General features: G+C 64.5%; 25 protein-coding genes. 22 read left to right on the top strand and 3 right to left on the bottom strand.

Annotated features, from left to right (window positions below):
- Nucleotides 1–58 precede the first annotated feature (58 nt).
- From ACSVDO_RS02085 to ACSVDO_RS02120, 8 genes are all read left to right on the top strand, one after another.
- Entirely contained in the window at nt 59–1,279 is a 1,221-nt protein-coding gene (locus ACSVDO_RS02085) for a flagellin N-terminal helical domain-containing protein (protein WP_489594745.1), read from the top strand.
- 90 nt (nt 1,280–1,369) lie between these two features.
- Nucleotides 1,370–2,569, top strand: coding sequence for a flagellin N-terminal helical domain-containing protein (locus ACSVDO_RS02090; protein WP_489594746.1), 1,200 nt, complete (start codon nt 1,370–1,372; stop codon nt 2,567–2,569).
- 77 nt (nt 2,570–2,646) lie between these two features.
- Nucleotides 2,647–3,855, top strand: a complete 1,209-nt coding sequence (locus tag ACSVDO_RS02095; protein WP_489594747.1) for a flagellin N-terminal helical domain-containing protein — start codon at nt 2,647–2,649, stop codon at nt 3,853–3,855.
- A 68-nt stretch (nt 3,856–3,923) separates the two neighbouring features.
- The gene (locus ACSVDO_RS02100; protein WP_489594748.1) at nt 3,924–5,108 is read left to right on the top strand and encodes a flagellin; all 1,185 of its coding nucleotides are present in this window, start codon (nt 3,924–3,926) and stop codon (nt 5,106–5,108) included.
- A 68-nt stretch (nt 5,109–5,176) separates the two neighbouring features.
- Nucleotides 5,177–6,331, top strand: a complete 1,155-nt coding sequence (locus ACSVDO_RS02105) for a flagellin N-terminal helical domain-containing protein (protein ID WP_489594749.1) — start codon at nt 5,177–5,179, stop codon at nt 6,329–6,331.
- Nucleotides 6,332–6,590: 259 nt separating this feature from the next.
- Nucleotides 6,591–7,979, top strand: a complete 1,389-nt coding sequence (gene fliD, locus ACSVDO_RS02110; RefSeq protein WP_489594750.1) for a flagellar filament capping protein FliD — start codon at nt 6,591–6,593, stop codon at nt 7,977–7,979.
- A gap of 149 nt (nt 7,980–8,128) precedes the next feature.
- On the top strand, nt 8,129–8,551 hold the full coding sequence (gene fliS / locus ACSVDO_RS02115) for a flagellar export chaperone FliS (protein WP_489594751.1): 423 nt from the start codon (nt 8,129–8,131) through the stop codon (nt 8,549–8,551).
- Nucleotides 8,552–8,553: 2 nt separating this feature from the next.
- A complete protein-coding gene (locus tag ACSVDO_RS02120) occupies nt 8,554–8,853 on the top strand; it encodes a flagellar protein FliT (protein ID WP_213306316.1) in 300 nt (99 codons plus the stop codon).
- A 248-nt stretch (nt 8,854–9,101) separates the two neighbouring features.
- Here ACSVDO_RS02120 and fliE read toward each other — a convergent pair whose 3' ends face one another.
- Nucleotides 9,102–9,419: a flagellar hook-basal body complex protein FliE gene (gene fliE / locus ACSVDO_RS02125; protein ID WP_213306313.1), complete on the bottom strand. Its 318-nt coding sequence runs from the start codon at nt 9,417–9,419 to the stop codon at nt 9,102–9,104.
- Nucleotides 9,420–9,593: 174 nt separating this feature from the next.
- On the opposite strand from fliE, the gene fliF reads away from it, so the two are divergent.
- From fliF to fliR, 13 genes are all read left to right on the top strand, one after another.
- Nucleotides 9,594–11,258, top strand: a complete 1,665-nt coding sequence (gene fliF / locus ACSVDO_RS02130) for a flagellar basal-body MS-ring/collar protein FliF (protein ID WP_489594752.1) — start codon at nt 9,594–9,596, stop codon at nt 11,256–11,258.
- A 28-nt stretch (nt 11,259–11,286) separates the two neighbouring features.
- Nucleotides 11,287–12,282, top strand: a complete 996-nt coding sequence (gene fliG / locus ACSVDO_RS02135) for a flagellar motor switch protein FliG (RefSeq protein ID WP_332539000.1) — start codon at nt 11,287–11,289, stop codon at nt 12,280–12,282.
- Complete coding sequence (locus tag ACSVDO_RS02140; RefSeq protein WP_332539001.1) at nt 12,275–13,054, top strand: FliH/SctL family protein; 780 nt, start codon at nt 12,275–12,277, stop codon at nt 13,052–13,054. Before fliG ends, ACSVDO_RS02140 begins: the two co-directional genes overlap by 8 nt.
- Nucleotides 13,044–14,444, top strand: a complete 1,401-nt coding sequence (fliI, locus tag ACSVDO_RS02145; RefSeq protein ID WP_489594753.1) for a flagellar protein export ATPase FliI — start codon at nt 13,044–13,046, stop codon at nt 14,442–14,444. The genes ACSVDO_RS02140 and fliI overlap by 11 nt, the downstream gene beginning before the upstream one ends.
- A 14-nt stretch (nt 14,445–14,458) precedes the next feature.
- Nucleotides 14,459–14,923 carry a flagellar export protein FliJ gene (locus tag ACSVDO_RS02150; RefSeq protein WP_332539003.1) on the top strand — a complete coding sequence of 155 codons (465 nt, stop codon included), beginning with the start codon at nt 14,459–14,461 and terminating at the stop codon, nt 14,921–14,923.
- Between the two features lie 2 nt (nt 14,924–14,925).
- Nucleotides 14,926–16,326, top strand: a complete 1,401-nt coding sequence (locus tag ACSVDO_RS02155; protein ID WP_489594754.1) for a flagellar hook-length control protein FliK — start codon at nt 14,926–14,928, stop codon at nt 16,324–16,326.
- A 142-nt stretch (nt 16,327–16,468) separates the two neighbouring features.
- Nucleotides 16,469–17,032, top strand: a complete 564-nt coding sequence (locus tag ACSVDO_RS02160) for a flagellar basal body-associated FliL family protein (protein WP_332539005.1) — start codon at nt 16,469–16,471, stop codon at nt 17,030–17,032.
- A gap of 18 nt (nt 17,033–17,050) precedes the next feature.
- The gene (gene fliM, locus ACSVDO_RS02165) at nt 17,051–18,055 is read left to right on the top strand and encodes a flagellar motor switch protein FliM (RefSeq protein WP_332539007.1); all 1,005 of its coding nucleotides are present in this window, start codon (nt 17,051–17,053) and stop codon (nt 18,053–18,055) included.
- On the top strand, nt 18,045–18,476 hold the full coding sequence (fliN, locus tag ACSVDO_RS02170) for a flagellar motor switch protein FliN (protein ID WP_489594755.1): 432 nt from the start codon (nt 18,045–18,047) through the stop codon (nt 18,474–18,476). Before fliM ends, fliN begins: the two co-directional genes overlap by 11 nt.
- Nucleotides 18,469–18,837, top strand: a complete 369-nt coding sequence (locus ACSVDO_RS02175; protein WP_489596309.1) for a FliO/MopB family protein — start codon at nt 18,469–18,471, stop codon at nt 18,835–18,837. Before fliN ends, ACSVDO_RS02175 begins: the two co-directional genes overlap by 8 nt.
- Nucleotides 18,827–19,600: a flagellar type III secretion system pore protein FliP gene (gene fliP, locus ACSVDO_RS02180; protein WP_332539011.1), complete on the top strand. Its 774-nt coding sequence runs from the start codon at nt 18,827–18,829 to the stop codon at nt 19,598–19,600. The genes ACSVDO_RS02175 and fliP overlap by 11 nt, the downstream gene beginning before the upstream one ends.
- A 9-nt stretch (nt 19,601–19,609) precedes the next feature.
- On the top strand, nt 19,610–19,879 hold the full coding sequence (gene fliQ / locus ACSVDO_RS02185; RefSeq protein WP_332539012.1) for a flagellar biosynthesis protein FliQ: 270 nt from the start codon (nt 19,610–19,612) through the stop codon (nt 19,877–19,879).
- 32 nt (nt 19,880–19,911) lie between these two features.
- Entirely contained in the window at nt 19,912–20,682 is a 771-nt protein-coding gene (fliR, locus tag ACSVDO_RS02190) for a flagellar biosynthetic protein FliR (RefSeq protein WP_332539013.1), read from the top strand.
- A gap of 168 nt (nt 20,683–20,850) precedes the next feature.
- Here the strand turns inward: fliR and ACSVDO_RS02195 are convergent, their stop codons facing one another.
- Nucleotides 20,851–21,480 carry a response regulator transcription factor gene (locus ACSVDO_RS02195; RefSeq protein WP_332539015.1) on the bottom strand — a complete coding sequence of 210 codons (630 nt, stop codon included), beginning with the start codon at nt 21,478–21,480 and terminating at the stop codon, nt 20,851–20,853.
- 33 nt (nt 21,481–21,513) lie between these two features.
- The gene (locus tag ACSVDO_RS02200; protein WP_332539016.1) at nt 21,514–22,599 is read right to left on the bottom strand and encodes a hybrid sensor histidine kinase/response regulator; all 1,086 of its coding nucleotides are present in this window, start codon (nt 22,597–22,599) and stop codon (nt 21,514–21,516) included.
- A 203-nt stretch (nt 22,600–22,802) separates the two neighbouring features.
- Here ACSVDO_RS02200 and ACSVDO_RS02205 point away from each other — a divergent pair, with 203 nt between their 5' ends.
- A complete protein-coding gene (locus tag ACSVDO_RS02205; protein ID WP_332539027.1) occupies nt 22,803–23,249 on the top strand; it encodes a hypothetical protein in 447 nt (148 codons plus the stop codon).
- Nucleotides 23,250–23,262: the final 13 nt, after the last annotated feature.

The raw sequence follows: 23,262 nt of genomic DNA on the forward strand, positions 1-23,262 counted from the left end.
ACCCGGGGTCGGTGGATGGGGGCGGGGGCATCTCTGTTTTTTAAAGAGGTAGATCACCATGGCAATGACCATCAATACCAATGTGGCGTCGATCAACGCCCAGCGCAATCTGAGCCTGTCGGGCAGTTCGCTGAGCACGTCGATGCAGCGCCTGTCGTCGGGCTTGCGCGTCAACAGCGCCAAGGACGACGCGGCCGGCCTGGCGATTTCCGAGCGCATGGCCGCGCAGACCAAGGGTCTGACGGTGGCCGCACGCAATGCCAACGACGGCATCTCGCTGGCGCAGACCGCTGAAGGCGCGCTGGGCAAGGTGGGCGACATGCTGCAGCGCGTGCGTGAACTCGCCGTGCAGTCGAGCAACGCCACCAACAGCCAGAGCGACCGTGACGCGATGCAGTCGGAAGTCAACCAGCTGGTGTCGGAAATCGACCGCGTGGCCAAGACCACCGAGTTCAACGGCAAGAAGCTGCTGGACGGTTCGTTCTCGGGCGCGATGTTCCAGGTAGGCGCCAACGCCGGCGACAACATCACGCTCAGCAGCGTGGCCAATGCCTCGGCCAAGGGCCTGAGCAACATTTCCTACGCCACCGACAGCGAAACCGTGACCGCTGGCGCCGCTGTGCTGAACAATCTGGCTGCGGACACTGGCGCCACGCTGACCATCGCCGTCAATGGCGGCACGGCCGTCAATCTGGGCCCTCTGGCCGAAGCCAGCTCGGCCGAAGAGCGCATGGGCCAGGTGGTTGCAGCGATCAATGCCAAGACCGCGGACACGGGCGTGACTGCATTCCTCAAGCAGGACTCCGCAACCAAGGTATTCACCGTTGAAATCATGTCTGACAACGTGAATGCCGACGGTTCTTCGCAAGCCGTTGTGCTTGGCGCCGGTTTCACCGCAGCGACCACGGGCATCACCGTGGCCGGCACGGCCATCGCCGCAGCCGGCACGGCGACTGCCAACCAAACGGGCATTGACGGCATCGACATCGGCTCGCAATCGGGTGCCTGGAAGGCCTTGAAGCAGGTCGACAGCGCGATTGACCAGGTCAACTCCGCACGTGGCGACCTGGGCGCGCTGCAGACGCGTTTCGAGAAGACCGTCGAGAACATCGACATCCAGAACGAAAACATCTCGGCCGCCAAGGGCCGGATCACCGACGCCGACTTCGCCGTCGAAACCGCCAACCTGTCGCGTTCGCAGATCCTGCAGCAGGCCGGCACGGCGATGGTGGCCCAGGCCAACCAGCTGCCGCAAAGCGTTCTGTCGCTGCTGCGCTAAAGCCTCCAGTTCCCCTGTGAACCGCTTGTCCAAGCCGTTGGCCGGCGGGCGGTGTCAGGGGTCTTCGTTTTTCTTGAGAGGTAGATCACCATGGCAATGACCATCAATACCAATGTGGCGTCGATCAACGCCCAGCGCAACCTGAGCCTGTCGGGCAGCTCGCTGAGCACGTCCATGCAGCGCCTGTCGTCGGGCCTGCGCGTCAACAGCGCCAAGGACGACGCAGCCGGTCTGGCCATTTCCGAACGCATGAACGCCCAGACCAAGGGTCTGGCGGTCGCCGCGCGCAATGCCAACGACGGTATCTCGCTGGCGCAGACCGCCGAAGGCGCGCTCGGCAAGGTGGGCGACATGCTGCAGCGCGTGCGCGAACTCGCCGTGCAGGCGAGCAACGCCACCAACAGCAAGAGCGACCGCGAAGCCATGCAGTCGGAAGTCTCGCAACTGGTGTCGGAAATCGACCGCGTGGCCAAGACCACCGAGTTCAACGGCAAGAAGCTGCTGGACGGCTCGTTCTCGGGCGCGATGTTCCAGGTCGGCGCCAACGCCGGCAACAACATCACCGTCGGCTCGATCGGCAAGGCCACGGCCGCGGGCATGGGCGATCTGACCTACTCCAAGTCGGCAGACTCCGGTGCCATCGACGCCGCCGGTGCAGCCCTTGCCGTGACCGGATTGACGATCTCGATGGATGGTGGCACCACCAACATCGCCTTGGGCGATCTGGCTGCAGCCTCCAGCGTGGCCGAGCGCACAGGTCAGGTCGTGGCGGCGATCAACGCCAAGACGGCCGATACCGGCATCACGGCTTTCGTCGACGACACCGGCAAGTTTGCGCTGTATTCGGAAGCAGATTCCAGCGGTGCGGCCGTCACCACGACCATGCTCGCTGCTGCGACCAATGGAACGGTGGCGTCTATCGGCTTTCTGGCGGCTCCCGCAGGGACTGCAACGGCACTGGCCGCTGGTGCAGCCAGCGACTTGACCACGCTCAAGGTGGATACCCAGGCCGATGCCTGGAAGGCCTTGCAACAGGTCGATGGCGCGATCGACAAGGTCAACTCCGCGCGTGGCGATCTGGGTGCGCTGCAGACGCGTTTCGAGAAGACGGTCGAGAACATCGACATTCAGAACGAAAACATCTCGGCCGCCAAGGGCCGCATCACCGATGCCGACTTCGCCGTCGAAACCGCCAACCTGTCGCGCTCGCAGATCCTGCAGCAGGCCGGCACGGCGATGGTGGCCCAGGCCAACCAGCTGCCGCAAAGCGTTCTGTCGCTGCTGCGCTAAAGCTTTTTGTATCCCGGTGAGCAGGACCCACGGGCGCAGCCATCGGGATGTTTCTGTTTCTCTAAAGGTAGATCAACATGGCAATGACCATCAATACCAATGTGGCGTCGATCAACGCCCAGCGCAACCTGGGCCTGTCGGGCAGCTCGCTGAGCACGTCCATGCAGCGCCTGTCGTCGGGCCTGCGCGTCAACAGCGCCAAGGACGATGCGGCCGGCCTGGCCATTTCCGAGCGCATGGCCGCGCAGACCAAGGGTCTGACGGTCGCGGCGCGCAATGCCAACGACGGCATCTCGCTGGCGCAGACCGCTGAAGGCGCGCTGGGCAAGGTGGGCGACATGCTGCAGCGCGTGCGCGAACTGGCCGTGCAGTCGAGCAACGCCACCAACAGCCAGAGCGACCGCGACGCGATGCAGTCGGAAGTCTCGCAACTGGTGTCGGAAATCGACCGCGTGGCCAAAACCACCGAGTTCAACGGCAAGAAGCTGCTGGACGGCTCGTTCTCCGGCGCGATGTTCCAGGTCGGCGCGAATGCGGGCGACAACATCACGCTGGGCAGCGTCGCGAACGCCTCGGCCAAGGGCCTGAGCGACATTTCCTATGCCACGTCCACCGTCGATGTGGACCCTGCCGACATGATCACGCTCACCGAGATCGCGGCCAACACCCTGACGATCGCAATCGATGGGGGCACGGCCATCGACCTTGGCAAGCTCGGCGAAGCCAGTTCGGCCGAGGAGCGCATGGGCCAGGTGGTCGCGGCGATCAATGCCAAGACCGCGGACACCGGCGTGACGGCGTTTCTGACGCAGGACGCTGCCACCAAGGAATTCACGGTGGAAATCCTGTCCGACCAGGTCGACGCCGCGACGGGTGACGCGCTGTCCGTGGAATTCGTTGGCTTCACCGCAGCCACCACAGGCATCGATGGCACCGATCTGGATATTGCCGCTGCGGCGGCGACCAATGAAAAGGGCATTGACGGCATCGACATCGGCTCGCAATCGGGTGCCTGGAAGGCCTTGAAGCAGGTCGACAGCGCGATCGATCAGGTCAACTCCGCGCGCGGCGACCTGGGCGCGCTGCAGACACGTTTCGAGAAGACCGTCGAGAACATCGACATCCAGAACGAAAACATCTCGGCCGCCAAGGGCCGCATCACCGACGCCGATTTCGCCGTGGAAACCGCCAACCTGTCGCGCTCGCAGATCCTGCAGCAGGCCGGCACGGCGATGGTGGCCCAGGCCAACCAGCTGCCGCAAAGCGTTCTGTCGCTGCTGCGCTAAGGCCTTTTGTCTCCCGGCGTGCACTGTGCGGCCGGGGGCTTTGTCTGTTTTTTCTGAGGTAGAACACCATGGCAATGACCATCAATACCAATGTGGCGTCGATCAACGCCCAGCGCAACCTGGGCCTGTCGGGCAGCTCGCTGAGCACGTCCATGCAGCGCCTGTCGTCGGGCCTGCGCGTCAACAGCGCCAAGGACGATGCGGCCGGCCTGGCCATTTCCGAGCGCATGGCCGCGCAGACCAAGGGTCTGGCGGTGGCCGCACGCAATGCCAACGACGGCATCTCGCTGGCGCAGACCGCCGAAGGCGCGCTGGGCAAGGTGGGCGACATGCTGCAGCGCGTGCGCGAACTGGCCGTGCAGTCGAGCAACGCGACCAACAGCCAGAGCGACCGCGATGCGATGCAGTCGGAAGTCTCGCAACTGGTGTCGGAAATCGACCGCGTGGCCAAGACCACCGAGTTCAACGGCAAGAAGCTGCTGGACGGCTCGTTCTCGGGCGCGATGTTCCAGGTCGGCGCCAACGCCGGCAACAACATCACCGTCGGCTCGATCGGCAAGGCCACGGCTGCGGGCATGGGCGACTTGACCTACTCGAGCTCGGCGGATTCGGGCACCATCACCACCGCCGGTGCGGCAATTGCCGTGACCGGTCTGACCGTGACCATGACCGGTGGCTCGGCGATTGCCCTGGGCGACCTGGCAGCCGCTTCCAGCGTGGAAGAGCGCACCGGTCAGGTGATCGCGGCGATCAATGCCAAGACTGCCGACACCGGCCTGACGGCGTTCAAGAACGATGACGGCTCCTTCGCGCTGTATTCCGAAGCCAACAGCAGCGGCGCTGCCGTGGTCTCGGCTACCTTCGCTGCCACTGCAGGTGGCACCGTGGCCTCGATGGGCTTTGCCGCTGGCGCCGTTACGCTGACCGCCGGCACCGGCGATACGCTGGAAACCGTCTCGGTCGCAACCCAGGCCGACGCCTGGAAGGCTCTGCAACAGGTCGATGGCGCGATCGACAAGGTCAACTCCGCACGTGGCGACCTGGGCGCGCTGCAGACGCGTTTCGAGAAGACTGTCGAGAACATCGACATCCAGAACGAAAACATCTCTGCCGCCAAGGGCCGCATCACCGACGCCGATTTCGCCGTGGAAACCGCCAACCTGTCGCGCTCGCAGATCCTGCAGCAGGCCGGCACGGCGATGGTGGCCCAGGCCAACCAGCTGCCGCAAAGCGTTCTGTCGTTGTTGCGTTAAGGCTTTTTGTCTCCCGGCGCGCAGGGCGCGGCCGGGAGGCCTGTCTGTTTTTTCTGAGGTAGATCCCCATGGCAATGACCATCAATACCAATGTGGCGTCGATCAACGCCCAGCGCAATCTGAGCCTGTCGGGCAGCTCGCTGAGCACGTCCATGCAGCGCCTGTCGTCGGGCCTGCGCGTCAACAGCGCCAAGGACGATGCGGCCGGCCTGGCCATTTCCGAGCGCATGGCCGCGCAGACCAAGGGTCTGGCGGTCGCGGCGCGCAATGCCAACGACGGTATCTCGCTGGCGCAGACCGCTGAAGGCGCTTTGGGCAAGGTGGGCGACATGCTGCAGCGCGTGCGTGAACTCGCGGTGCAGTCGAGCAATGCGACCAACAGCATCGGCGACCGCGAAGCCATGCAGTCGGAAGTCAACCAGCTGGTGTCGGAAATCGACCGCGTGGCCAAGACCACCGAGTTCAACGGCAAGAAGCTGCTGGACGGCTCGTTCTCGGGCGCGATGTTCCAGGTCGGCGCCAACGCCGGCAACAACATCACGGTCGGCGCGGTGACGAAAGCCACGGCCGACGGCCTGGGCAAGGCCAACTTCGCGGCCGCCGCCGGCAGCCTGGTCACGGCGACCGTCCTGACCGCTACGACGAACGTGGTCACGGTCACCGGCAAAAGCGGCGCCGTCAACATTTCCGTAGGTGCCGCGGACACCGCCGAAGAGCGTCTGGGCCAGACCGTGGCGGCGATCAACGCCAAGACCGCGGATACCGGCGTGACCGCATTCCTGGAAAAGGACGCTGCCGGAACGCAGACACTGAGTTTCAAGAGCGAAGGCAATTTCACGGTCGCCGTGAATACCGCCACGGCCGCCGGCATCGGTGCCGTGGCCGCTACGACCGCAGCGGACCAGACCGGCGGCGTCTCCGCGCTGTCGGTGGCCACGCAATCCGGCGCCTGGGAAACCCTGCAAAAGGTGGACAAGGCCATCGACCAGGTCAACTCCGCGCGCGGCGACCTGGGCGCGCTGCAGACGCGTTTCGAGAAGACCGTCGAGAACATCGACATCCAGAACGAAAACATCTCTGCCGCCAAGGGCCGCATCACCGACGCCGATTTCGCCGTGGAAACCGCCAACCTGTCGCGTTCGCAGATCCTGCAGCAGGCCGGCACGGCGATGGTGGCCCAGGCCAACCAGCTGCCGCAAAGCGTTCTGTCGCTGCTGCGCTGACCCAATGCAGGCGCCGCAAGGCGTCTGGTGGCAAGCAAAAGCCCTGGGCGGTTCGCCTGCCAGGGCTTTTTTCTTTGGAAAAATGCCTAAAGTGCGGCGCGGACTCGCCGATATCCATGCAATGGGCCCCTTCCAAGCGAGCTACAGGCCGGGGTGGACGGTTCTTTTCACGCTTTCAAATAGTGCGTTCTTTGCAAGAATGGACGCAATGAAATTTTTGTGAAAGCCTGATGACAGGCTTTTGCGCAGGAGTGCTGTGATGGCTATTACTTCGGTAGGTATTGGCAGTGGTTTGGAAGTCGACAAGATCGTCACGCAGTTGGTCGAGCTCGAAAAGGCGCCGCTGAAGACGCTAGAGGCCAAGGCCGAGACGATCACGTCCAAGATCTCGACCTATGCCGAGATCAAGTCGCTGACCGACACCTTGAACACCGCTGCTGCCAAGCTTTCGCGCGACAGCGCCTGGAACGGCGTGAACATCTCGGCGAGCAACAGCAATGTCTCGGGCGCCATGACGGGCATTGCCCAGCCAGGCTCGTACAGCGTGCAGGTCAAGCAGCTTGCGCAGTCTCAGACCTCGGTCATCGGCAACGGTGCATCGGGCGTGGGTTTTGCCAAGGATGCCAAGGTGGGCGCAGGAACGTTCACGCTGACCGTGGGCGCCAAGACCTTCGACGTCACGTTGAACGGGTCGGACACGTTGACCACGCTGGCCACGGCCATCAACGAGAAGAACAGCGGCGTGCAGGCGACGGTGATCACCAATGCCGACGGCACGCAGCGGCTGATGATGCGCTCCAAGAGCACGGGCACGGATGCGGTGTTCTCGGTCGCGGCCACGGCAAGCGATCCGGGCAGCATCCTGGGCAACATCGGCGGCGCCACTCCTGGCTATTACACCGTTTCGCAAGCCGCGCAGAACGCCAAGATCGAACTCAACGGTGTGGAAGTCGAGTCCACGAGCAATACGTTCACCGACGCACTGCCCGGAATGTCGCTCACGGTCTCGACGGTCTCGACTTCGCCCACGCTGATCACCGTGGCCGCGGACACCAAAGCCATGAAGGAAGGCATCCAGGCCTTTGTCGATGCGTACAACGCATTGAACGACAAGATGAGTGCCCTGACCAAGTACGACGCGGAAACCGGCGTCAAGGGCCTGATGCAGGGTGACAGCACGACGGTCAGCATCCAGAACGCATTGCGCATGTTGACGATGAATGTCGTCAAGGGCGGCGGAGCGTTCACGCGGCTGTCGGACATCGGCATCCAGATGGAGCAGGGCGGAAATCTGTCCGTCAACGACACCGACCTGACCAAGGCATTGACCGATGTATCTTCGCTCAAGGGACTGTTTGCCACCAAGACCGACAGCCTGGGCGCAAACGGTGGCATAGGCGTGAACTTCAAGTCGTTCACCGACGGCCTGCTGGCATATGAAGGCACGCTCAACGCCAAGACCGATTCGCTCGAGAGCTCGCTCAAGCGCAACGGTGCCGATCAGGACAAGGTGAACAACCGCGCCTCTACGCTCGAAAGCCGGCTGCTGGCCCAGTACACGGCGCTGGACGTGAAGATGGCTTCACTGAACGCGTTGGACGCCTATGTGACGCAGCAGGTCGCGTCCTGGAACAAGTCCACGAGTTGAAGTGGCCGGGCTGCGTGCGTCGGTGGCGCGCGGGTTCCGTATCGGGTTTGGGTGTACGGATAGGCACACGCAAATTTTTTTTAAATTTCGCTTGATTTTGGAGGACTTCTGCCGAAAACAAAGGCAAGTAGTTCACAAGGATGCCAGTCATGTATACCCCCGTAAGTTCCCGTGCTGCCAATGCATATCGGCAAATTGGCGTGCAATCCGGCATTGATGGCGCAACGCCCCATCAACTGGTGCAGATGCTGTTTGATGGTCTGTTGCAGTCGCTGAACGCGGCGCGCGGAGCGCTGCAGCGGGGCGAAATAGAGAACAAGGGAACGCACATCGGCAAATCGGTGCGCATTCTCGAAGAGGGGCTCAAGGGCGCGCTCAACCCGGTTCAAGGCGGCGAACTCGCCGTGAACCTGGGCACGCTCTATGACTATTGCATTTCTCGGCTGACGATGGCCAATTTGCGCAATGACCTGGCTCTGGTCGAAGAGGTCGTGGGTTTGATTGAACCCGTGGCCCAAGGCTGGAAGGAAATGGGACAGGCGCAGGTGGAGTCAGGCGGCGGAGGTTACTAACGATGGGGACGCAATTGATCGATTATTACAAGGCCATAGAAGACAGCAGCCTCAAGATGCTCGAGGCTGCACGGGGGAAAGACTGGGAAGGCGTTGCGCGCTACGAAGGTGCCTGTGCGGTATTGATCGAGCAGTTGCGCTTCCAGTCCCAGGAGCAGGAACTGCTGCCCGAGCAGCGCCGTGAAAAGGCGCGGATCATGCAGCGCATCCTGCGCAACGACGCCCAGATCCGCACGCTGGCCGAGCCCTGGCTCGCGCAGGTCGAACACATGTTCGACGGCCAGCCCCAGGTTCTGCACTGAATTCACGCTGCCGCCAGCGCGGCGCCTGCAGACCGCAACCCGCCCTCGCGAGATGGCGGGTTTTTTTATGGCGCGTCGGGCGGCGGCAAAACCCTTCACCTCCGTTCGCCCCGAGTCCGTCGAAGCGCATTTCAGGGCGGGCTGTCTGCTGTTGCGATGGCTTGAGGGCCGTGCGCTGGCAGCAGACGCAAAAAAACCGCCAGCGCAGGCTGGCGGTGCATGGAGAGCGGAAAACGGCGTGCCGCTCGTCAGACCTGCATGTTCATCACGTCGGTATAGGCCTGCACCAGGCGGTTGCGCACATGCAGCGATGCCTGGAAGCCGATCTGCGCCTTCTGGATCGCGACCATGGTCTCCTCGAGGCTCACGGCGGGGTTCTCGAGCTGCACTTCACGTTGCAGATTGCCCGAGTGTTCCTGCGCGGCGCTCACCGACTGCAGTGCGCCCTTGAGCGCCTGGGTGAAGCCCCCGTCGATTTCTCGAGTGGAGGTAGGCGTTGCGGCAACGCGGCGGGGCAGGTCAGTGCCGGAGAGGGAGGGAATCGAAGTATTGATGCGCAGGTCCATGACAAATCCCTTGGGAGTTTGTGAGATGGGTTGAATCGTAGGGGTTCAGCGGCAGTTCATCTCGGGGAATAGATGCCCAAAGGCGCGCCTTATCGGCGGAACGTGCCGGCCCGAAGTCCGAATAATCGGTCGCACGTCAGGCTCCCTGTTGGGCCTCACCAAATTGGAACCAAGATGTCTGCAGTCGCTGAAATCCCCGTCGTCGTAAATCCTCCCGCCAGCCCTTCGTGGACACAGCGGATGTCCTCATTGGATCGAGGCCAGCGCCTGCGCCTGGGCGCCGTCGCCGCTTTGGTGGTGGTCGGTCTGGTCGCGGCGGTGATGTTCAATCGCCAGCCCGATTACAAGGTGCTGTTCTCCAACCTGAGCGACAAGGACGGCGGCGCCATCGTCGCCCAGCTGACCACGCTCAACGTGCCTTATCAGTACAGCGAAGGCGGCGGCGCGATCCTGATCCCGGCCGACCGCGTGCACGACGTGCGCCTCAAGCTCGCGACCCAGGGTCTGCCCAAGGGCTCGGTGACCGGCTTCGAGCTGATGGAAACCAGCCGCTTCGGCATCACCCAGTTCCAGGAACGGTTGAACTTCCAGCGCGGCCTCGAAGGCGAGCTCACGCGCTCCATCCAGGCGCTGGCCTCGGTGCAGACCGCGCGCGTGCACCTCGCGCTGCCCAATCAGAACGGATTTTTTCGCGAACAGCAAAAGCCATCGGCCTCGGTGCTGGTGACGCTGCACCCCGGCCGTTTCCTGGACCGCGCGCAGATCGCGGGCATCGTGCACCTCGTCGCTTCGAGCGTGCCCGAACTCCAGCCCGCGGCCGTGAGCATTCTCGATGACACCGGCAAGCTGCTGTCGCAGTCGCCGGATGGCAATGGCAACCAGGTCGATGTGCAGAAGCTGATGTACACCCAGCAGATCGAGCAGCAGTACACGCGCCGCATCCTGGACATCCTCGAACCCGTGGTCGGCAAGGACAACGTGCGCGCCCAGGTCACGGCCGACATGGATTTCAGCCAGACCGAGTCCACGTCCGAGCAGCACCGCCCCAACCAGGGTCCTGAAAGCAGCGCGGTGCGCAGCCAGCAGGTGGTCGAAAGCTCTGGTGCCCAGCAGCCCGCTCAGCCCACAGGCGTGCCCGGTGCGACCAGCAACCAGCCTCCCGTGGCCGCGGCCGCTCCCGTCAACGGTGCCAATCCCGCACCCGCCGCGGCCAATGGCCAGGGCGTGGCGACCGGCGCCAAGCGTGAATCGCTGACGAATTACGAAGTCGACAAGACAGTGCGTGTGACGCGCAGCAGCACCGGTGCAATCAAGCGCCTCACCGCTGCCGTGGTCGTCAACTACCAGCCCGTGACCTCCGAGCCCGGCCAGGCGCCAGTGCAGCAGGCGCTGTCTGCCGAGCAGCAGGCCAAGATGCTGGCCCTGGTGCGCGAAACCATTGGTTTCAGCCAGGAGCGCGGCGACTCGGTCAACCTGATGAACGCGAAGTTCCGCGATGACAGCGTGCCTGTGGTCGAACTGCCGCTGTGGAAGCAGCCTGAAGTGATCGAGCTGGCGCGCACGCTGGCCTGGCCGCTGGGTCTGGCCCTGTTTGGCGCAATTCTGATTCTGGGCCTGCTGCGACCGATGCTCAAGAGCCGGGAAGTTGAAGCCAAGGGCGCGCAACTCGATGCGATCGAAGCCGAAAGCCCCGAACGTCCGCCGCTGCTGGGTGGACCCGTGGCCGAGCTGACGCCGACGGAAAGCCAGGTGCGTCTGGAGCAGGCGCGTCAACTGACCAAGCAGAACCCGATCGCCGTGGCGAATATTGTGAAAACCTGGGTGAACGGCGAAAGCTGATCGAACCCACACATGGACGAAGTTTCCTATGGATGAACGAGGCCTCAACGACGCCGCCATCTTGCTGATGTCTCTTGGCGAGGAAGAGGCGGCCGAGGTGTTCAAGCACCTGTCGCCCAAAGAAGTACAGAAGCTCGGCGAAACGATTGCGCGCATGCGCGGCGTCTCGCGCGAGAAAGTCGACTTCGTTATCAACCGCTTCACCGACGACGCCGCGGCGCAGAGCCTGCTGGTCAACGATGCCAGCGACTACGTGCGCTCGGTGCTGCGCCGCGCGCTCGGCGAAGACAAGGCATCGCTGCTGATCGATCGTATCCTGCAGGGCGGCGACGTCTCGGGCATCGAAAGTCTCAAGTGGATGGACCCGCTGTCGGTGGCCGAGCTGCTGCGCGGCGAGCATCCGCAGATCGTCGCGGCCATCCTGGTTCACCTGGAATACGAGCAATCGGCCGCGGTGCTGATGCAGTTGCCCGATCGCTTTCGCAGCGAAGTGCTGCTGCGCGTGGCGACGCTCGAAGGCATTCAGCCGACGGCGCTCAAGGACCTCAACGAAGTGCTGTTCAAGGTGCTCGCTGGCGGTGACAAGGTGCGCAAGACTTCGCTGGGCGGCGTCAAGACCGCGGCCGAAATCATCAATCAGCTCGGCGGCAACGCCGATGTGGCGGTGCTCGACACCATCCGCAACTACGACGTCGACCTGGCGCAGAAGATCATGGACAAGATGTTCGTGTTCGACGATCTGGTCAAGCTCGACGACCGCTCGCTGCAGCTGGTGCTGCGCGAAGTGGCTTCCGAGACACTGATCGTCGCGCTCAAGGGCGGGACCATGGAAGTGCGCGACAAGATCCTCGCGAACATGTCTATGCGCGCCTCCGAAGCCCTGCGCGAGGACCTCGAGTCGCGCGGACCGATGCGCCTGTCCGAAGTGGAAGCGCAGCAGAAGGAAATTCTCAAGGTGGTGCGCCGCCTTGCGGAAGAGGGTCAGGTCACCATAGGCGGCGCTGCCGAAGACAGCTATGTCTAACGGAATGAATTCCCGCTTCATCCCCAGCGAGGAAATCGACGCTGGTGCCGTGGTGCAGTGGCGCTTCGGCGCGGTCGGCGATGCCGGCCTGGTGCCCAAGCTGCCGCACGAAAGCAGCCTCGACCAGCGCCTGGATATGGATGTGATCGACGCACCGGCTGCCACAGCGGCGCCCGAGCCTCAACAGGACGCCGCGGAAATCGAGGCCCTGCTGCAGCAAGCGCGCGAACAGGCGCATGCCGAAGGCCGCGCCCAGGGCCTGGCCCAGGGCCGTGCTGAAGCCACGAACGAATGGCAGCAGCGCATGGACAGCTACACCTCGGGTGCGGGCCGCGAAACCGCGCAACGCATGCAGGCGCTGGTTGAAAAATGCGAAGACAGCCTGCAGGCGCTCGAACAGAACATGGCTTCCGAAGTGCTGCAACTGGCCTGCGACATCGCGCGCCAGGTGGTGCGCCAGGAGCTGGCCTGCAAGCCCGAGGCCTTGCTGCCCGTGGTGCGCGAAGCGCTGGACATGCTGGTCACCGAAGGCCGCGCCGTCACGGTGCGCCTCAATCCGGTGGACTGGGAAGTGCTGGACGCGCCGCTGCGCGCCGAGCATGGCGCTGCTGGAAAGCTGCAATGGCTCGCCGATGCGTCGGTGCACGCGGGCGATGTGCGCGTCGATTCGGGCGGCGCGGTGATCGAGGCTGGTCTCGACAGCCGCTGGCGCCGTGCCGTGGCCGCGCTGGGTCTGGTTTCTTCCTGGTACGAGGGCGGCCATGCCGAATGAGACCGCACTGGCCCCCTGGAAGGATTTCGTCGCGGGCGCGCGTGCGCGCTATGCCCAGCCCGTCGCGCTGGAAAGCCGCGGCACGCTGAGCCGCCTCACGGGCCTGGTGCTCGAGGCTTCGGGCCTGCGCGTGCCCGTGGGCGCGCAATGCCATGTGCAGATGCCCCACCAGGCGCCGGTGCTGGCCGAAGTCGTTGGTTTTTCCGGTGAGAAAGCATTTCTGATGCCCGCGGGCGACATTCAAGGCCTGTCGAGCGGCGCGGTGGTCACCCCCGCACCGGCCTTCGTGCCCATGCCGCGTTTTGGCGAGCCGGTGGCCGAAGTGTCGCTGGCCACGGGCATGCTGCGTCTGCCCATGGGCGACGGCCTGCTCGGCCGCGTCGTGGATTCCCAGGGCGTGCCGCTGGACCATGCGGGCCCGGTGACCGATGTCACGGCCGAGCCCATGGACCGGCGCCAGATCAATGCGATGGACCGCGACCCGGTGCGCGAGCCGCTCGATACCGGCGTGCGCGCGCTGAACGCGCTGCTGAGCGTGGGTCGCGGCCAGCGCCTGGGCCTGTTCGCGGGCTCGGGCGTGGGCAAGAGCGTGCTGCTGGGCATGATGGCGCGCTACACCAAGGCCGACGTGATCGTGGTCGGCCTGATCGGCGAGCGCGGCCGTGAAGTCAAGGAATTCGTCGAGGACATTCTCGGCGCCGAGGACCGCGGCCGTGCCGTGGTCGTCGCGGCGCCGGCCGATGCGCCGCCGCTGCTGCGCATGCAGGGCGCGGCCTATGCGACGGCGATCGCCGAGCATTTCCGCGACAAGGGCCAGCATGTGCTGCTGCTGATGGATTCGCTCACGCGCTATGCGATGGCGCAGCGCGAGATCGCACTGGCCATAGGCGAGCCGCCCGCCACAAAGGGCTATCCGCCGTCGTGCTTTGCCAAGCTGCCGCAGCTGGTCGAACGCAGCGGCAACGGCCTCAACGGCGTGGGCTCGATCACCGCTTTCTATACCGTGCTGTCCGAAGGCGACGACCAGCAGGACCCGATCGCCGACGCGGCGCGCGCCATTCTCGACGGCCACATCGTGCTGTCGCGGGCGCTGGCCGAAACCGGGCATTTCCCGGCAATCGACATCGAGCAGTCGGCCTCGCGCGTGATGCACAACGTGGTCGCACGCGAGCATTTCGAGCTCGCCCGGCGCTTCCGTGCGGTGTATTCGCGCTACCAGAAGAGCCGCGATCTGATCCAGGTCGGCGCCTATGTCGCCGGCTCCGATCCGCAGATCGACGAAGCCGTGAAGCTGCAGCCCGCGATGGCAAGTTTCCTGCAACAGAACATGTTTGAAGCCGCAACCATGGACGAGAGCATCTCGGGCATGGCGGCACTGCTCGGTCAATAACGCGAAGGGCTGAAATGTCGTCTTTGAATGCACTGATGGTGGCGATCGAGGCAGCCATGCGCAAGCGCGATGACGCGCGCCAGGCACTGCAGGCGCGCGTCCAGGCCTGCCAGGCCGCGCAGGCCCAGATGGACCAGCTGCAGGACTACGCGGCGCAGATGCAGCAGCGCTGGGGAGCGCATGAAAACCAGGCAGTCCAGCCCGAAGTGATGTACCACCAGTACCAGTTCATGGAACGCCTGTCGCATGCCAGCAATCTGCAGACCAAGGTCATCAAGGACCAGGCCATACGCCTGGAGGCCGCGCAGAAGGCGCTGATGGCCTGCGAGCTGCGTCTGACCAGTCTGCAGAAAGTCGTGGCCGCACGCCAGCGCGACATTTCCCTGGCGCAGATGCGCCGCGAACAGAAACAGACCGACGAGCGCGCCGCGCTGCAATTCATCGGCCGCACCTTTGGAATGCAGTTCCAGGAAGCATGAACATGGAAAACACCGCGATCCGTTCCCCCAGCAGCCCAGCGCCCGCAAATGCCGTGGCGCGCCATTCCGGCGCCCGCCAGGCCGCGGGCACCGACGCGGTTGACGCGAAGGGAGGCTTTTCGCTGCTGCTCGCAGACATGGCCGAAGGTGCGGGCGTGGCCGAGACGCCGGCGCCTGTTTTGCCGGCCGTGGTCGCCGAGCAGGAAGATCCGCTGACCCGTGGCGAGCTGCCGCCCGCCGACTGGCTGGCTGGCGAGCTGTTGCCGGGTGCGCAGCCGTCCGCCGAACAAGCTGCGCTGCCCGCGGCCCAGGCTTCGGCTGCCTTGCCATCGGCGGCGGCGCTGCCGGCGGCCGATTCGGCATCCGCGGCGCCGGCGCCCGGCGCGCTGGCTGCCGATTCGCTGACGCCCACCGAGTGGTTGCCCGAAGTCGGCGCCTTCGCGTTGTCCAGCCTGATAGGGCAGACGGCACGCATGGATGGCGCGGCCGATGCCGCGCTGCGTGATGGACGGGGCCTGGATCTGGGCGAGACCGATGGCGGCGCGCGCCAGGCTGCGCTGCCCATGGGCGCCGGTCGCGGCCCCTTCGCCGCGAATCTGTCGGCCGGCGCGCAGGCTGCTGGAAATGCCTGGGGTGGCGTGCCGGTTGCCGTCGGCGAGGCGCTGACACAGGTCGCGGCCGACATCGCCGATACCGCCGATATCGCCGCCCAGCCCAGCACGCTGTCGCTCAACCCCGCCGAGCGCGGCGCCCAGCCCCATGGGCTGGCCGCGCTGTTGGCGCGCATGGATACCGAGGCCACGCCCTGGGCGATGCCGGGCTTGCCCATGGCCGGTAGCCCCGCTCCGGCCGCTGCTGCTAGCCAGGGCGATGCCGCGATTTCTGCCGTCGGCGCTGGCGCGGGTGGCACGGCCGACACCGCGGCTGACGCCGGCAGCGTCGATACCGCAATGACCGATGCCGCGGCGCCCGACGCGGTGCTGGCGCAAGCCGATGACAACTGGGCCGATCAGCTGTCTGAACAGGTGGCGTTCTGGGTGCAGCAGAAAACCCAGCGCGCGGAGATGACCATAGACCGCCAGGGCCGACCGGTCCAGGTGCAGGTGACGATCACCGGCAACGAAGCCCATGTCACTTTCCGCAGCAGCGAGCAGCAGACGCGCGACATGCTCGACGCCGGCACCGCGCAGCTGCGCGAAATGCTCGAGCAGCAAGGCCTGAACCTGGCCAGCGTCACGGTGCAGAGCGGCGATGCCGGAGGGCAGGGCAGCGCTTCGCGCCAGGACTCTCAGGGCCGGCCGGCGACATCGCCAGGTGAAGGCGGCCAGCGCCAGATCGCCCAGGTATCGGTCGATCTGCGCGCGCGTCCCGATGCCGCGCGCAGCGTCGATCTGTTCGTGTAAGCGGCTCCAAGCCGCAGTAAAGCCGGGGTTTCTGTCGTCTATTCAGCCCATGCGGGGGCGCCGAAGACGGAATAATGGGTGCTATCAGTGAGCCGAACCTGCGTCTGTGTCGGGCGGCTTTTCTACAGCAAGGAAACCCAACGTGTCCGCCAAACCCCCCGCAGCAGCAGCAGCCCCCGCCAAGGAACCCGCCAAGAGCAAGCTGGTTCTGATTGGCGCCATTGTCGTCGTGCTGATCGTTCTGGCCGCGGCCGCCTTCCTGTTCCTCAACTCCCGCAACCAGGACAGTGAAGAGCATGCCAACGCGCCCGCCGCTGTCGTCGTGCCCACGTTCCTGCCGCTGGAAAACATGGTGGTCAACCTTGCCGATCCCGGCGGTGACCGCTTTGTGCAGTTGGGCATCACGCTTGAACTGCAGGACGACAAGACCGCTGGCGTGGTCAAGCAATACCTGCCCAGCATACGCAGCGGTGTGCTGATGCTGGTGTCGCAGCGCTCTTCGGAAGAATTGCTGGCGCGCGAAGGCAAGGAAAAACTCGCCGCCGACATCCGCGAGGAAGTCAGCCGTCCGCTGGGCCTGGGTGCCGCGGCCAAGCCGCGTGCCGAGGCCGACGAGGAATCGGCCGATGAAGAAGAGCGTCCACGTCGCCGCCAGCAGCAAAATGCCGTGCGCCGCGTGCTGTTCTCCAGCTTCATCATTCAGTGAACCACCAAGGGATCTGCCATGAGTGATTCATTTCTCTCCCAGGAAGAAGTCGATGCCCTTTTGGAGGGCGTGACCGGAGAGAGCCAGAAGTCGACGATCGAAGAGGTCGAGGCGGGCTCGGTCCGCAATTACGACATCTCGAGCCAGGAACGCATTGTGCGTGGGCGCATGCCCACGATGGAAATCGTCAACGAACGGTTTGCGCGCAACTTCCGCATCGGCCTGTTCAATTTCATCCGCCGCAGCCCCGAAGTCTCGGTCGGCACGGTGGCGGTGCAACGCTACAGCGCTTTCCTGCGCGATCTGGCGGTGCCCACCAATTTCAACATCGTGGCGATTCGCCCGCTGCGCGGCAACGGCCTCGTGGTCTGCGATCCGTCGCTGGTGTTCGGCGTGATCGACACGCTCTACGGCGGCACCGGCCGACTGCAGACGCGCATCGAAGGCCGCGATTTCTCGCACACCGAGCAGCGCGTGATCAACCGCCTGGTCGACGTGATCTGCGAGGAGTATCGCAAGGCCTGGCACGGCATCTATCCGCTGGAGCTGGGCTACCAGCGCTCGGAAATGCAGCCGCAGTTCGCGAACATCGCCACGCCCAGCGAAATCGTCGTCTCCACGGCGTTCCAGCTGGAAATCGGCGACATCTCGGGCGCTATCCATATCTGCATGCCCTATGCGACGCTGGAGCCTATCCGCGACGTGCTGTATTCCTCGACGCAGGGCGATTCGATCGAAGTCGATCGCCGCTGGGTCAAGGTGCTGACGCGCGAGATCCAGGCGGCCGAAGTGACGCTCGTGGCCGAGCTGGCGCGCGCCGATGCAACCGTCGAACAGTTGCTGGCCATGAAGGCCGGCGATTTCATCGAACTTGATCGCGAGCCCCGCATTCGTGCCTCGATAGGCGGGGTTCCGGTTTTCGAGTGCCAGTACGGCACGCACAACGACAAATACGCAATCCGCATCGAGCAGTGCCTGCGCGGCGCTGATGCGAATTGGATGGGAGAGAAACATGGCAAATGACAACACCACCGATGCATCCGGCGACGACGCTTTCTCCGGCTGGGCCGAGGCCCTGCAGGAGCAGAACGAGCGCGACAAGACGGTCGACGTAGAACAGGGCGGACCGCTGAGCGGCGAACCCACGCGTCCCGGTTTCGCGGGCGGCGAAGTGCCGGTCAACGACATCAACATGGTGCTCGACATCCCGGTGCAGCTGTCCGTGGAGCTGGGCCGCACCAAGGTGCCTATCAAGTACATCCTGCAACTGGCCCAGGGCTCGGTCGTCGAACTCGATGCGCTGGCCGGCGAACCCATGGACGTGCTGGTCAACGGCTACCTGATCGCCCAGGGCGAGGTGGTGGTGGTGAACGACAAGTTCGGTATCCGCCTGACCGATGTCGTAACGCCTTCCGAGCGTCTGCGCCGTGTCAGCCGTGGATAGCGGCAGCCTGTCCCAGACGTTGCTCGCGGTGCTGGCCTTCGTGGCCGTGATCGCGGCGCTGCCCTGGCTGGTCAAGCGCATGCAGCAGCGCCAGGCGATTGCGCGTGGCGGCGACGTCAGCACGCGCGTGCTGTCGGCCGTGGCCGTCGGCGCGCACCAGCGCGTGGTGACCGTCGAAGTCGGCGAAGGCGCGCACAAGACGCGTCTGGTGCTGGGCGTGACCGCGCAGCAGATCAACTGCCTGCATGTTCTGACGACAGGCTCCGCGCCGGCGCCGGCCGCGGATGTCGCCACATTTTCCCAGGCCATGGCCGTCGCCAAGACGGCCGCCCCCGCAGACAAGGCTCCCCATGTTGAATAAGCCCTCTGCGCTGCGCGGCCTGGCCGCGACGGCGCTGTTTGCCGCCGCCGCGCTGCCCGTCGCGGCGCTGGCGCAGTCCGCGCCCGGTGCGGGCGGCACGCTGCCGCTGCTCGTGGGCTCGGGCGGCGGCACCAGCTTTTCCGTTCCCATCCAGACGCTGCTGTTTTTCACGGCGCTGTCGTTCCTGCCCGCGATCCTGCTGATGATGACTGGCTTCACGCGCATCGTGATCGTGCTGTCGCTGCTGCGCCAGGCACTGGGCACGCAGTCGGCGCCGCCCAACCAGGTGATCGTCGGCCTGTCGCTGTTTCTCACGATGTTCGTGATGGGCCCGACGCTGGACCGCGTGTACAAGGAAGCTTATCAGCCCTACACGGCGAACACCATGAGCTTCGAGGAAGCCGTGGGCAAGGCCGAAGCGCCGATGCGCGACTTCATGCTCAAGCAGACGCGTCAGTCCGACTTCGCGCTGTTCGCGCGCCTGGCCAAGCTCGATGCCGGCGTCACGGCCGAAACCGCGCCGCTGCGCGTGCTGGTGCCGGCATTCGTGACCAGTGAACTCAAGACCGCGTTCCAGATCGGCTTCATGATCTTCATTCCGTTCCTGGTCATCGACATGGTGGTGTCGAGCATTCTCATGTCGCTGGGCATGATGATGCTGTCGCCGGTGCTCGTGGCGCTGCCGTTCAAGATGATGCTGTTCGTGCTGGCCGACGGCTGGAACCTGCTCATAGGCTCGCTGGCCGCGAGCTTCGCCACTTAGGACCCCGCCATGACTTCGCAAATGGTTCTGACCTTCGGCCGCGACGCATTGATGCTGCTGCTGATGATTTCCATGCCGGTGCTCGGCGTGGTGCTGGCCGTGGGCCTGCTGGTGAGCATTTTCCAGGCTGTGACCCAGGTGCATGAAGCCACGCTGGCTTTCGTTCCCAAGCTGCTGGCGGCCGTCGCCGTGTTTGCGATCGCCGGGCCCTGGATGCTCAGCACGCTGGTCGACTTCATTCGCCGCACCATCGAATCCATTCCCGCGGCGCTGGGCTAGAACGCCTGGCTTCTCATTTCCCTGCGCCTGCCGTGATTACTTTCAGTGAAGCCCAGATCGTTGCCTGGATGTCGCCCGTTCTGTGGCCGTTCGTGCGCGTGCTGGCCATGTTCACGGCGGCGCCGGTGTTCTCGCAGCGCTCCATCCCCATGCGCGCCAAGGTCGGGCTGGCGTTCCTGGTCGCGGTCTGCGCCCAGGCCACGCTGGTCGGCCAGCCCGTGGTCAGCGTCAATTCCGCGGCCGCGCTGGGCACGCTGGTGCAGCAGATCGTCGTGGGCCTGGCCATAGGCTTTGCGGTGCGCCTGGTGTTCGCCGCGCTCGAAGTCGCGGGCGAACTGATCGGCCTGCAGATGGGCCTGAACTTCGCCTCGTTCTTCGACCCGGCCAGCAATGCCCAGATCAGCGCGATCTCGCGCTTCTTCGTGCAGATCGGCACCTTGATGTTCATCGTCATCAATGGCCATCTGCTGCTGCTGATGGCCGTCGTCAAGAGCTTCGATGCCTTCCCTGTCGACGGCAATTTCATGCAGTCGCTGGCACAGATGCGCATCTACGAGATGGGCGGCGCGGTGTTTGCGAGCGCGTTCTGGATCGCGCTGCCGATGATCGCCATGTTGCTGTTCGTCAACCTGGCGCTGGGCATCATCTCGCGCGTCGCGCCGCAGATGAACATCTATGCCGTGGGTTTCCCGGTCACGCTGACCGTGGGTCTGATAGGCATAGTCGCCACCTTGCCTATGCTGGAGCAGCCGCTGATGGCGTTGCTGCAGCGGGCCATGGACATCTTTGGAGTGCAGATCTAGGCCCCCACGCTTGCCCACTTCGTGTGGCTGCGCTGGGGAAAAGCCCCCCATCCCCTGGTTTTCCGCTCGCCCTGAGCTCGCCTGCGCTGTCCAGTCAAAGGGGCAACGCAGGGCTTAAAGCTAGGCAGTCGGGGGGTCCCCTGAATGCCCGCCCCGCGGGGCAAGCCCTCAAACCAGCTGGTTGCGAATGGCGTACACCGTGAGTTCGGCGTTGTTGCTCAGCTGCAGCTTCTCGAGCACGCGTGCGCGGTAGACGCTCACGGTCTTGGGGCTGAGCATCAGTTCCTCGGCGATATCGGTCAGGCGCTTGCCCGAGGCGATTTTCAGCAGCGTCTGCAACTCGCGCTCTGAAAGGCTTTCGTGCGGCACTTCGACCATAGGCTGCGACAGGCTCTCGGCAAGCATCTGGGCGACTTCGGCGGTGAGATATTTACGGCCCTGCATGACCACGCGCACCGCGTCGATCAGCACCACCGGGTCGCCCGCCTTGTTCGCATAGCCTTGGGCGCCGGCCTTGAGACAGCGCAGCGCGTACTGGTCTTCGGGGTACATAGACACCACCAGCACCTTGATGGTCGAGTGCGTCTCGCGCAGGCTGGCCAGCACTTCGAGGCCGCTGCGCCCGGGCATGTTGAGATCGAGCAGCAGCACATCGCAGGTCGCGGTGCGCAGCACCTCGCGCAATTCCGAGTAACCCGAGGCCTCGGCGGTGACGGTGATGTCTGGAGCCTCCGTCAGGGTATCGCGTATGCCCCGGCGCAAGATCGCATGGTCATCGCAAATTACCACATGAATCAAAGAAACTCTCCCGAAATGAAATCAGCCTGAATGTTAGTGGGATGGCAAAGGTATGGACACAATGATGGATGTTCCTCGGCCCGGCTGGCTGCTCACATCGAGCCAGCCGTCAACGGTGCGCGCGCGTTCCTGCAGTCCGCGCAAGCCGAAGGAGCGCGGCTTCTCGCGCTGCGCAGCCGTCATACCGCAGCCATTGTCCGTCACCTCGAGGGTCAGAAAGCCTTCGCGGTCCGACAGGTCGATCTCCACCCGGCTGGCCTGGGCGTATTTTCCGATGTTGGTCATCGCTTCCTGCGCGCAGCGGTAGGCGACCAGCTGGATTTCGGGCGAGGCCGCGATCTGCGCGCTGCTGGTGCGCATCTGCACCGCGACGCCCGTGCGGCGCTCGAAGCCTTCGGCCAGCCACTGCACCGCGGCCACCAGGCCCTGGTCCAGCACCGGCGGGCGCAGATTCATCATGATGCGCTGGCTTGCGCCCAGCGCGAGCTGCAGCATTTCAAGCGCCGACAGCGCATGGGCGTGCAGCGGCTGGTCCGCCGGGGTATTGCGCGTGATCCAGGCCAGGTCGAACTTGACGGATGTCAATGAGCCGCCGATGTCGTCATGGATTTCGCGCGCGATCGACGCACGCTCCTCCTCGATCGAGGATTGGAGGTGATCGGTCAACTCGGCCAGGCGCTGCTGCGAGAGCGCGAGTTCGGCCATGGCCTGCTTCTTGGCGCGGCGCGCCTCATGCACTTCCATGGCGCGCGTGAGCACCTGGGGCAGGCGGGCGATGTCTTCCTTGCGCAGGAAATCGGTCATGCCAAGGCGCATCACGTCGACGGCCGCGGCTTCGCCGATCGCGCCCGACAGCAGAACGAACGGTGGTCGCTGGGCCAGTGGCGCGACCAGCGCCCAGGCGTCGAGCGCGGTGAAGCCGGGCAGGTGATAGTCCGCCAGGATCAGGTCGAAGACCTGGCTTTGCAGCGCCTGCTGCAATGCATCCAGCGTGTCCACGGTCTGGATGCGGCAGTCCAGCCCGGCACGTCGCAATATGATGCGGGCCAGGCCTTGGTCGGCAGGTGAATCCTCGATATGGAGGATATGCAGGGCTTGATCTAGGCTTTCAATGACCATAGGAGCGCTATCATAGGATACATCTTGGAACACACCGGGTAAGCTTTTGTTTGCTGGGCTGGAGGAGGACGTGATTCATTGCGCCACTCCAGCCGTGTGCCGCTGGCCTTGTGCGCAAGCACGAGGGCGGTCGATGGGTTCACTCTGGCGCGTCCAGCGTGGTTTATGAAGCATTTGCATCCGAGCAGGGTGCTGGAAAAACAATGCAGTCAACGCTAACAGAGTCGGGGCAGCCTGCGGTCCAACTGCCAGTCATGGCGGCGGCCGATATACAGGACTCGCTGCTGGTGGTGATGCGCGACCTCCATCGCCTCGAAGGCCTGCTCAACCATGCGACCGACAACTTGATTGCCCGTTTTGACGAGGCCAATGCCTTGCTCGATCCCTTGGGAGTCGACCAATCCGGCCAGCTTGGGGCAGCACGCCATGTCCTGCGTTCGGCAGTGACCGAATTGCAGTTTCACGACCTCGCAAGTCAATTGATCAATCACACCACGCGGGTGCTGCAAGGCTGTGCATTTCGCCTGGCGAATGAGACCATGGGGCAGGACGAGGACGAAGTGAGCGCACCGCTCGCCGCAATGGCCCCCCAGCGCCCCAACCCCGTGACCCAGAGCGAGATGGATGCCGGTTCGGTGGAACTGTTTTGACATCCTCCCGTTT

This window comes from Comamonas sp. DB36 (assembly GCF_057914905.1).